Source organism: Chitinophaga vietnamensis (assembly GCF_902167635.1).
Classification (GTDB): domain Bacteria; phylum Bacteroidota; class Bacteroidia; order Chitinophagales; family Chitinophagaceae; genus Chitinophaga; species Chitinophaga vietnamensis.
This window is the reverse complement of record NZ_CABHMS010000001.1, coordinates 1,022,719-1,031,121: the sequence shown is the minus strand read 5'-3', so window position 1 is coordinate 1,031,121 and position 8,403 is coordinate 1,022,719. Positions and strand designations below refer to the sequence as shown.

Sequence of the window (8,403 nt, the reverse complement as noted above, 5' to 3'; positions counted from 1 at the left end):
TAGCATTATTGTAATTGGGGTGAACCTATAAATATTTTATAATCGGGAAAGGCCGCTGCTGGCTTGTATTCCTTTCCACTTTTGTAAAAGAAATTGCTTGCATCGAATAGCTGCGCTGATGGCGCCACTGCCGCGTAATGAGAGAACGTAGTTTTCACTATGGCATACTCATCATAGCTCTTGTCCAGCGTCACCTGCTCATCAACCAGCGTGCTGGTTTTAACGATCGACGTAAAATCTTTTATCTGCCAGGAAGCAGTATCTACCGTCATCTCCATGCGTTTACACAATTGATCTTTCGGGAAGATAAACCGGATCGTCTGTTGCGGGCCTTTGCGGGCGATCTCGCAACGCTCGATATGTTGTTGCTTCATCATCTTCTCCAGCATTTGCAAAGGCTGCATGGCAGCTGTATCAATGGCTGGCGGCACGCTGAGGTATATCAGGCGGTCGTCGTGGAAGACGATAATATGATAGTGATCATTCCGGATCGTTTCTGTATTGCGGATCAGGCAACGGTAGTACTTTCCGGCCACCGTCATCTTACCTTCCAGCGAATCAAGCAGGATGGCGGGCGTGTGTTCGTTAGCGTAGGTATAGCGCATATCGAACGATTGCGGCGTAGCCAATATATGTTGCTGTAGTTTGATCAACAGTTGGCCGGCCTGCTGCAATGACCGGTCATCGCTGTTTTGCGCCGATACGATCCAGGGCGTAAGGGCGTAAATGACCAGGAAAAATAATGTTCTCTTCATACTCACGATACTATTCTTTTAACAATGCGCTGCGTGTTTCGCGAATGGTTTTGATGCCTCTTTCTGTTTCTTTCTTCACGCGGATCAAGGTGCCCTCATCATCATATTCATAGAAGGTGGCGTAATTGTTTTCATCCAGTTCCGCCATCAGCCTTAATGACACAGGATCGTATACGAACGACTTCATATTGCCATTGAAAGGATGCACGCGGATATCGTCGAAGAAAACGTTGGTACCGTTTGCCTGCATGGTGATGGTGAAGACACTGCCGCTGGCAGGAACGTCTACGATGGCCTCGTAGCGCTGCCAGCCGTCGATGATGGAGCCTTTCAGCGTGGCAGCCACGGTATTATTGCCGGCGGTTACTGTCAATGAATTTTTTGTATAAGAGATGCATTTGCAATCCTGGTCTTCTTTCACCCATGCACTCACGAGCAACCTGCTGCCATTGATCGGAGAAAAAGAAGGCAGCAATGTGCGGGCATCGGATTGTATCGTCTTCAATAAAGAGTCTGTTGTACAGGTACTCAATTGTTTATTGATGGTGAACGAAAACGACGGATCGTCCGTGGGCGTAAGGAATGTACTCACGGCCACGCTGCTGCCGCCACTCACGCGCAGGCTGTAACGGCCGGTATGCGCGGTGGTATCGAAATTCGACCTGAAGGGTGAGAAGTCAAATCCCCGGGTATTGGAGCAGGATGTATCGCAGTTATTGTTGCCGAAGTCGTAATCTTCAAAGCCTTCAAAGAGGGACTCACGGTAACGGCTATTCTGTATCACGGCAATGGGCAGGGCATTGTCATAGCCATACAGTCCGGCATTGTAACGGCCCAGCGGGTCTCTATTCTCCAGCTCGAAGCCTTTTGTATTGAATAGTGTAGACTCCGCATTCCATACCCATTTGGTGGTATCTGTTGATCCCTGCCAACTGTTTCCCTGCCGTGTCCAGAAGGGCACGAACGTTGGAAAGGCGCCATACTGGCGGATGTTGGTACTGTTGTTCAGATTGGAGATGGTATCTCCTTCTGCGCGCGTGCTGTAGTAGGTATAGGTACGCGATACGCGCCAGTTGCCTGCAATGCTGTATACGTAAGGGTTTACGTTCGATTCTGTGATAGCGCTGTAGCAACCGCCGGAAGTGTCGGGGGATGCAAAACTGCTGCTTACTACCGTTGCTGTTCCACGCTTGCTCGCTACTGCAAACTGTACTGCAACCAGCAAGAGAATCATTATCATTTTACTTCTGATCGTCATAAGTCGAATTATTTAACGGTAAACAATGAATTAGGAAGCAACTCAATTGTAACCGTTCGCCACAAATAGTCATTTGTTTCACTGGTCAGAGGGCCTCCCAGTTCATGCCTCTCTGAACCAGTAACAGTAGCTGGTAATAATACCACTGTACTACCATTACAATTAAAGTTCTGAGTATATATGTAAGGAGTGGGATCAGTTGAAGCATATTTCCCGCTTCCAGAATTCGTTTCCGTAAACTTCAGCTGTACAGGCACCCCTGTAACGCTCAACGGGATAGTACATGCAGCATCTTTAAAGAAATAAATCCTTACGCTGCTGAATGTTGTCTTATCTGTCTCTATTATCTTATCATTACTATCTTTATAGGTATCTATCGTCGTACTATCCTGCGTCACTGTAAACTTCGCATAGAATCCGCCACAGGTACCCACTCTGTTTGCATAGCTCTGGCCCATACTATCCACTTCAGCTTGCGCCAATGAATCAGCAGCAGCTTGCGTAGCAGCAAAATATTTATTCTGTGGTACGGAATAAGTTACGCTGGAACCGGGGGCACCTCCGCAATCATTCTTGGTAAATGTGCCGCTCTTGGGATTATTCCCGTACAAACATTGCCCATTCGTATTTGCATATGCCTGACCGTTAGTATCCAGGTAAGTCAATGCCATCCTGTTAGCAGAATCTTTATCCGGCCCGAAGAAAGTGGCAGCATTCACTTTAAACAGTACCGGACTGCCAAAGGTGCCGCCAGTACAGTTATTACGGGTATAATACCGCGCCAGCTCATCATTCGGCACGAGGCCTGGAATCACTACCCGTTTACGTTTATCTTTTACTTTCCAGTTTTGTTTGAACTCGTTGGCGGCCGCAGTGATCACTTTACTATTGTTGTTGATCACAAAGGTGTAGTTACCATTGGCATCCTGTACCAGCGGATTCACCAGCATGGTAACACTACCTCCTGTAGCGGCGATATTCCTTCTGCCGGAACGGATGATCTTTAAAGACACATCATTGCCGCTATAGGGGTCGCCGTCTTTCGTCAGGAAGTAGATGTCAGGTGTGGTGTTCTGCATCATCTTCGCATCCATGGTCCATATTTTACCGGTGGATGGGAAAGTAGCGATCAGCGGATTGCAATCCGTGCCGCCTACTTTAGGCTTGGTATATACAAGCAGTTCATCGCCGGGACTGAAATAGTTAGTCAGTGTATCCGTGGACGTGAGTCCTTTCACAATCTTGCCACCACGGAAATCAAGATGATCAATGGTGACGTTGATATTCTTGTAAGCGCCGCTCATGCCATCATACACCCAGCCTGCCGGATAGGTGAAATTAAATATGGGGTCGTTGTATTCGTTTTGTGTGCTGGTCAATACCGGATCGCCGGTTTCTGCATCATAGAGCAGGTTGCGGGTTACTACTTTGCTGCCTTTGTCGATCACCACTACGCTATCCAGGATACCATGACGGTTGATCAATTTGGTAGCGGCTACCGAGCGGAAAATATTATCCTCACGCTGCGCGATATTCAGCAGGGAAGGTATCAGGAAAGGCCAGGGGCCGACCGTGAAGAAATCTGTATTGATCGCAATATCATAACCATTGGTAACAGAACGCTCTTCACGCATATCTGTCATCAGCTCAATATCTTTCCCGATCACGGCTTTCGCGTCGATCTCTCCTTTCGGATTGATCGTCAGCACATCATTCTTCACGTGTTTGAAAGTAGCGTTCTGATCATCCACTCTATAAAAGTTCTCTGTATAGGTGGTCCAGTTTTTTGAATCGGTTTCAGGATAGGCAGCTTGTGAGCGCACCTTTCCGTTCATATCGTTCAGCTCTATCTTGAAGCCTTGCGATACGCCGATATAATGCCTGGCGTTGATCTTCAGAAACGCATCCAGCGCTGGTTTGAAACGTTTTTTGGTATCAGGGTCCAGCGTGGTTCTGTCAGTGATAGTAGGGAAATCATAGGTCGTATAGAAACGGGTTTCGTTGAAACCATTGGCAGAGCGCGTGTTCTTGGTATTAACAGAGCGCACCCTTACTTTACTATAACCTACAGAAGGCGCGGGGAAGAAGCCCTCTCCCAGCGGTTCTTCGGAATATCCCAATGTAACGGGCGCGAGTGCCGCCACCTGTTCTGTGTAGGAGATAGGCACCCGGAAAGGATTTTCTTCTCCCCCGAGGATAGGCTCATAGCTCGCCACGCCGCTACTGATCTCTACATCATTACCATTAATATTTTTGGTGGTGGTGTATTGATATTCCTGGCCATACATCGATTCTTTCTGTCCGCTCATCGCATTCCAGTGATCCCAGATGGCCACACGCTTCACACGCAAACCGCCGCCATACTTTTTCAGGTAGGGATTAGTAAGACGAACGAAAGAACGCATGGTGTCGATACTTTTTGCCCACCCTTTACTACGGGCGCTTTCATCGAAAGAGCGGAACGCGTTCTTGATATTGTCCGCCATGCCCACCAATATTTTCACACCATCTGCCAGGTCGAGGTTATCGCCTACATCCGATCCCGGATAGGCTTTTGAAGGAAGGTTGAGACGCAGGAACTGTCGCGCCGCTTTGGCCAGCGGACTGAAATCACCACCATCTTTGCCATTCTTATCGATGCTCACCAATTTTATCCAGATGGTTTTGCCATTATTGTAATAGCCCCATTTTTCGGGCTTGCCATAGCAAGGCACAAACTCGCTGCCATTGCCGTATTTATCGGCGGGCATCCGCACATACAGGCGGAAGGCCATGTTATTGATGCCTTCCAGGTACCTGCTGTAAACCTCCTGCACAGAGCCCACCGGGTAAGGCACATTGACGGAAACATAGAGATAGTCGCGGTTGCCGGTGATATCGGCATAATACAATTCCTGTTTCACATCCGCGAGGGTGGCCGGAACGTCTTTACTGAAGCCCGCTATGCGGAACATCTGCATGGCGCGCTTGTTCTGCACATAAGCATAATCATCACTTTCATAAGTCACTTTGATACGACTCCCGGATGGCGTAACAATGGAATCCAGCGTCCAGGCGGCGGCGTTGTAAGCCGCTTTGGTGCTATCTTGCAGGGCATAAGGAAAATCCGGGTTGCTGATGCCGCCAGGATTATCGCTGGCAGATTTATAGTTACCCCAACGGTCATAATTCCTGAAACCATAAGCAGGATTGTTAGCATTATAGTTGAATACATACGCATTCCTTTTCCCTTTGGTACTGCCGTTATAAGTAAACCATACTTTTGAGAGGGTCAGTTTGCCAACGTTGCCATTGTTGGGATCAGGACAAAGCGCATAGGTATATTCAAAGTTGACTGTCTTTATAGGCGTTGTTTTGCCCGGGTTCTTGAGAAAATCTGCTTTCGTATACAGGTCGATCCGCTTCAGGCATTTAGCATTGCCATTCGATCTCACGCCGGCAGAATCCATCTGCTGTAAGTCGCTACGGTCCTGCAAAGTAAATACCGCGATCATATTCTTGGACTCTACGGAGTTCAGGTACCACAGCTCTTTCTTGCCATATACATAGCTGGCTTTATCGTCCAGGTTATCTGTCCGGAGGCCTTCATTGTAATTGGCTTTGTTGCTGTAAGGCGTACGCCATTTATAAGGATTGTTGATGCCCGCAACTTTCGTATAATTGAAACGGATGGCATCTCCTGCGTCATCATCGGTAATACCGTCGCCGGTTACATCTACATAATCGGGAGATAAGATGCCGGTAAGCAGGAAGGAATGCGCGTAAGCCGGCATTGTTTCGGCGGAGTAATAGTTATCACGTCCGTTCGTGTTACCGAAAGAATCGTCTGTGCCGGTGTAAGTGGCCAGGCCGGTGTTAACATCACCGGAAGATTGCGGTATAGAGAAAGTACTTTCTTTCTGTTCCAGGTTATATACCGGGATACCATACACATATCTTTTTCCGTCTGCGTTGAGCACATCGATTTCAGAGATGTGATTGGGTTTTCTGAAAGCGTTGACGCGTCGCTCCCGCATCACGATATCCGTTCGCGCGGAATCCACTGCCGGCGAGGCAAAGAACACATTGGTAGGCATGGGTTCGAAGGCGGTCATATTACCATACTTCCATTGTAGCCTCATGGTGGCGTCGCCAGGACCATTGTAGTATTCCATCCTGATGTTATAGAGCTTGCCGGCTTCGAGGTTCATGGTATCATATCTTGAATTAGGATCTTCTACCATTCTGTCGTGGAAAGTACTATCGTTGATCGTCAATCTTGATCCATCATCATAGAGAGAATAAAAAACGTACTGCCCGGAAACAGGCGCCAGGAAACGGCCAGTCCAGCGGGCGGAAAAATTGGTGCCTAATGGTCTGTCCACACCGGTATAGTTAAATGAGGTAACATTACTATTACCGCTGCTGCTGAAATTTAACTGCGGGTCAATACGCTTGATGATTACCGGACCACTCAGGTCGGTACTGGCATAATAACTTGCATTCAAACCGTGTACGGGGTTGTTGCCGGCATCGCTGGGCACTGGTACATTGCAGCGGTTGATACCGAAACTGTTCAATGCATAGCTTTCAATATATTTCGACAAGCCCACTTCGCTGGCTTCTGCGGCGGTGAGGTAAGAGATCACCTGGGTACGTTTATCGCGCTGCTGCTTCACCACATTCTGGCTGTTGAGCGTCACGTCGTTGCCCGGCAAGCCGCTGGCATATGGCGTCAGCTTGTTGGTGGTGGTGATCGTTGGGCTGCTGCGATCGGGTTGATACAGGCGTACGGTTACTGGCGCATCGCCACCGATCGCATCATAAAAGGCTTTGTTGTTTGCTGTTTTCTCACCCGGATTTTTAAAATAGGATGCTTCAAAGCTTCTGTCAGATTTTCTGAAGGCGATCGTTCTTGCCAGCGGGTTCTGTTCTTCCCACAAAGCGGAGCGTGTAACCGAGTGCGTGAAGGTAAGATCAACGCCCGCATGGAAAGTAGAGCCAAAAGCCACATCGCCGCTGTAGCGGTCAGATACATCGCGTGTCTGCATCTGATGATCGAATACATAACCGATATCTCCCCTGAACGCACGGAACATGCCACCAGTGCCCTCTCCCGACATCGAGAAGATATCATAGGTATAAGATGGAATGGCGATATGCGGCACCGGCGGTGACTCGCGATAAGGGATTTCTTTTTCCCGGTTGAAATCAAGCAGGGCATTGATATTCCTGATGCCGTTCTGGTAGTTGAGATATCCATAAGCAGGAATAGACATGTGTTTATCTGCATCCGCGAGGTATTGCTTGGTAACATATCCACCCAATGCAATACTCGGTGTGAAGATCTCCAATTCCACACCGGCCCTGAAGTTCACGGTGGTTAGCCTGCTGGTGAAAGGCATGGTGATGGTAGGAGTATATCCGGGATGTGCAAAAGAGATACTTGCTGATGCCGGAATACTCAGGCCACGCATATGTAAGGTCCGGTCGTCCATTTTGATCTGCGCATCTGTCAACCTCACGCCAGCAGAGAATTGCAGTCCCTTCATCCCTGAACGTGAATTATAAGCAGTACCTATCGATAGGCTACCGCTATAGCCACCTTTTTCTAGTGCTTCATGTTCAGTATATCTGAAACCTACGGAAGGAGATATGGTAAATCCTTCCTGCGAGTTGTTATTGAGAGATAAACCACCGGTAAAAGCGCCCATGCTTTTGCTACCCGCAGCGATGGAGGTATTCAAACTGTTTTCCAGTCCCCATCCGCGGTAGGTGTTGTGGAATACGCCCAAAGAGGCGCCTGCGCCAAATTTCAGGATAGAGTTGCTTCCCTGCGGCATACCTGCTATCTCAAGATCTGCGCCCACTGTAACGCCAACGGTCTTGTTCATCTTCACAGACATATCTTTTTTGATAGAGTCTGTACCATTGAAATCATCGGGCAGGCCGCGCATGTTCCTGTTGATGGCGCCAGGGTTGAGTGTCCAGCCGAGGCCTACCCAGCTGGCTTCCTGGTCGGCGTATACGCCGCTGTTGTAACCTAAGGTCAAGGGATATCCACCCACATCCATCAGCGGGATGGTATAGGAAAAATCGCCGGTGAAGAGATCTACCATGTTATCATTGCCGGAAGCGTGGAAGCCCGTCATCTCCGGTTGTGTAGGGCCGCCGAGATCGCCGCGGCGGGCTATATTTTTCACAGCAGTGCCGCTAAGTGGCGCTGCTGCCGGCTTTGCTGCGGAAGGGTGCAGCGCACTGCTTTCAATTACGTGCGGGTCGAAGGGCCTGCCGATCGCATGGGCAGGTATCACACTCTCGAAATAGATGAGCGAGAGCATCGTATATGCGATCACTTTCTTGCCTTTCTCAACGAATGCCAATATCATATCTGATCTGTATAGGGAGCTT

The 8,403-nt window shown here is 48.7% G+C and carries 3 protein-coding genes; all 3 read right to left on the bottom strand.

The features are described 5' to 3' along the window. Nucleotides 1-5: 5 nt before the first annotated feature. From FPG75_RS04265 to FPG75_RS04255, 3 genes are read right to left on the bottom strand one after another with little or no spacing between them, the layout of a single operon-like run. Nucleotides 6-755 carry a hypothetical protein gene (locus tag FPG75_RS04265; RefSeq protein WP_143305305.1) on the bottom strand — a complete coding sequence of 250 codons (750 nt, stop codon included), beginning with the start codon at nucleotides 753-755 and terminating at the stop codon, nucleotides 6-8. Nucleotides 756-765: 10 nt separating this feature from the next. After that, complete coding sequence (locus FPG75_RS04260) at nucleotides 766-2,013, bottom strand: hypothetical protein (RefSeq protein WP_143305304.1); 1,248 nt, start codon at nucleotides 2,011-2,013, stop codon at nucleotides 766-768. Nucleotides 2,014-2,021: 8 nt separating this feature from the next. After that, entirely contained in the window at nucleotides 2,022-8,381 is a 6,360-nt protein-coding gene (locus FPG75_RS04255) for a DUF5977 domain-containing protein (protein ID WP_143305303.1), read from the bottom strand. Nucleotides 8,382-8,403 lie beyond the last annotated feature (22 nt).

Bases quoted from the DNA above. Each gene is read 5' to 3' on its own strand.
- FPG75_RS04265 (WP_143305305.1), bottom strand. From the start codon at position 755: ATGAAGAGAACATTATTTTTCCTGGTCATTTACGCCCTTACGCCCTGG.
- FPG75_RS04260 (WP_143305304.1), bottom strand. From the start codon at position 2,013: ATGACGATCAGAAGTAAAATGATAATGATTCTCTTGCTGGTTGCAGTA.
- FPG75_RS04255 (WP_143305303.1), bottom strand. From the start codon at position 8,381: ATGATATTGGCATTCGTTGAGAAAGGCAAGAAAGTGATCGCATATACG.